Raw genomic sequence first — 3372 nt, forward strand, 5'->3', positions numbered from 1 at the left:
CCGGTCCGGCGGCGACGGGGCCGCCGCCGAGCGGGCCATCCCGCGCGCCGACCGCGGCCGTCCGCTGCCGCCGTCCTTCGTCCAGCAGCGGCTCTGGTTCCTCGACCGGCTGCGCCCCGGGGACCCGCGCTACAACAGCGCCGTCGCCCTGCGCTTCACCGGCGAGCTGGACCGCACCGCTCTCACCGCGGCGCTGACCGCCGTGGTGGCGCGCCACGAGGCGCTGCGCACCACCTTCGCGGAGAGCGACGGCAGGCCGGTGCCGACCGTCCGGGAGCCCGGGCCGGTGGAGCTGCCGGTCCGCGAACCGGCCGAGGGCGAGAACCTGGACGCCGTCCTGCTCCAGGAGTACTCCCGGCCCTTCGACCTCGAACGGGGGCCGCTGCTGCGCGCCCTGCTGGTCGCCGAGTCGCCGCACGCCCACGTCCTGCAGCTGACCGCCCACCACATCGTCACCGACGGCTGGTCGATGGGCGTCGTCCTGGACGAACTGTGCACCGCCTACGACGCCCTGGCCCGCGGCGCCGACCCCGCACTGCCCGAAGTCACCGCCCAGTACCCGGACTTCGCGGCCTGGCAGCGCGAGCAGCTCGCCGGCGACCGGCTGGAGCGGCAGCTCGCCCACTGGCGGGAGAAGCTGGCCGGCGCCGTGCCGTCCGACCTGCCGCTGGACCACCCGCGGCGCGGCGAGGAGGCCGGCCCCGGCGGCCTGCACACCTTCACCGTCCCCGCGCCGCTCACCGCCCGGCTGCGCGCCCTCGCGACCGAGCAGCAGGGCACCCTCAACACCGCGCTGGTGGCCGGCACCCAGGCGCTGCTCGCCCGCTGGTCCGGCCAGCAGGACGTCACCGTCGGCTCGCTGATGGCCGGGCGCACCCGCACCGAGCTGGAACGGGCCGTCGGCTGCTTCGTCAACACGGTGGTGCTGCGCACCCGGGTGGCGCCCGACGCCTCCTTCCGCGAACTGCTCGCCGCCGCCACCGAGACCGGCAACGACGCCCTCGCGCACGGCGACACGCCCTTCGAACGGATCGTCGAGGCGGTCGGCGCGCCCCGCGAGGCCGGCCGCAACCCGCTGTTCGACGTCCTGGTGCTGCTGCACCCCGCCCCGCCCACCGCCGGGGACCGGCCCGGACTCGCCACCGCCCCGGTCACCGTGCCCCGGCAGGCCGCCACCTTCGACCTCAGCGTGGAGTTCGTCCCCGACGGCGAGGCGCTCACCGGCGTCCTGGAGTACCGCGCCGACCTCTTCGACGCCCCCACCGCGGGCCGGATGGCCGAGCAGCTGCTGCGCCTGCTGGAGGGCGCCGCCGTCGAACCGGACCGCCCGCTCGCCACCCTGCCGCTGCTCTCCGCGCGGGAGACCGAGCAGGGCACCCGGGGCTGGAACGCCACCGAGCTGCCCGTCGAGGCCGTCGGCCTGCCGGAGCTGCTCCGGCGCCGGGCCGAACGGACCCCGCACGCCCTGGCCCTGGTCGCGGGGGAGGAACGGCTCGACTACGCCGAACTGGACGCCCGCGCCGAACGGCTCGCCCGCCGACTGGCCACCACCGGCGCCGGCCCCGAACGGCTGGTCGCGCTGCGACTGCCGCGCACCGCCGACCTGGTGGTGGCCGTCCTCGCGGTCTGGAAAGTCGGCGCCGGCTACCTGCCGCTCGACCCGGCGCTGCCCTGGGAGCGGGTCGTCTACGTGCTCGAGGACGCCGGGCCGGCCCTGTTCCTGGACGAGGACACCCTGCGCGACCTGCTGGGCAACGACGACCCGGTCGACGTCGTCCTTCCCACGCCGGACCTCGCGACCCCCGCGTACGTGCTCTACACCTCCGGCTCCACCGGTCGCCCCAAGGGCGTCAGCGTCCCGCACCGCGCCCTGGCCCACCTGCTCGCCGCCCACCGGGCCGGCTTCGTCGCCGACGCGGGCGGCGGCCCGCTGAACGTCGCCCTGACCGCCTCCTTCTCCTTCGACACCTCGCTGGAGGGCCTGCTGCTGCTCGCGGACGGCCACCCGCTGCACCTCGTCGACGAGACCACCCGGATGGACCCGGCCGCCCTGGTCGAGTACGTCGTCCGCCACCGGATCGACTTCCTCGACCTCACCCCCTCCTACCTGCGCCAACTGCTGCCCGCCGGGCTGCTCGACGACCCCCGCCACCGCCCCCGGGTGCTGATGCTCGGCGGCGAGGCGGTCGCCCCCCGGCTCTGGCGCGAGCTCGCCGCCCGCCCGGAGACGGCCGCCTACAACTACTACGGCCCCACCGAGTGCACCGTCGACGCCATCGCCTGCCGGATCGACGGCGGGGACCGGCCGCTGATCGGCCGCCCGCTGCCCAACGTCCGCGCCTACGTCCTGGACGGCCGGCTCCAGCCCGTGCCGCCCGGGGTCAGCGGTGAGCTCCACCTGGCCGGCGAGCAGGTCGCCCGCGGCTACGACGGCCGCCCCGGCCTGACCGCCGCCCGCTTCACCGCCGACCCGTACGGCCCGCCCGGCACCCGGATGTACCGCACCGGCGACCTGGCCCGCTGGACGGCCGACGGGCGCCTGGAGTACCTCGGCCGCGCCGACGACCAGGTCAAGGTGCGCGGTCACCGGATCGAACCCGGCGAGATCGAGGCGGCCCTGCTGGAGCTGCCCGAGGTCCGCGCCGCCGCCGTGGCCGCCGTCCCCGACGCCCACGGCCACCACCGGCTGGCCGCCTACCTGGTCTTCGCCGACGGCGCCGCCCGCCCCGCCGCCGACCTGCGCGCCGCCCTGCGCCGGGTGCTGCCCGACCACCTGGTGCCGTCCTCCTTCACCGTGCTCGACGCCCTGCCGCTCGGCACCAGCGGCAAGCTCGACCGCCGCGCCCTGCCCGCCCCCGAAACCGACGCCCGGGAAGGGGAGTTCACCGCCCCGCGCACCCCCGAGGAGGAGACCCTCGCCGCCATCTGGGCCGAGGTGCTGGGCGTGCCCAGGGTCGGCGTCACCGACAACTTCTTCGAACTCGGCGGCGACTCGATCCTGAGCATCCAGGCCGTCTCCCGGGCCCGTGCGGCGGGCCTGCGGATCGGCTCCCAGGACGTCTTCCGCCACCAGACCGTCGCCGACCTGGCCGCCGCGGCCCGCACCGCCGAGCCGCCGGCCGCCCCCGCGCCGCGCCACCACCAGGACGGGCCCGCCCCGCTGACCCCCGTCCAGGAGTGGTTCTTCGCCGCCCACGGCCCGCTGCGGCACTTCACCATGTCGATGCTGCTCGACCTGCCGTACGGGCTGGACGAAGCCGCGCTGGACCGGGCGCTGGGCGCGCTGGTGGCCGCCCACCCGGCGCTGCGCACCCGCTTCACCCGCACCGGGGACGGCTGGCGGCAGGAGCCGGCCGCGGACGCCGGGGCGCT

The 3372-nt window shown here is 77.0% G+C and carries 1 protein-coding gene; it reads left to right on the forward strand.

The window, feature by feature from the left end; all coding sequences use genetic code 11:
• Positions 1–3372 (forward strand): non-ribosomal peptide synthetase (locus tag AE652_RS38125; protein WP_049659932.1); only part of this gene is annotated, 3372 nt, incomplete at both ends.

The sequence above is a fragment of the Kitasatospora sp. MY 5-36 genome (assembly GCF_001182915.1).
In the GTDB taxonomy this organism is placed as follows: Bacteria; Actinomycetota; Actinomycetes; order Streptomycetales; family Streptomycetaceae; genus Kitasatospora.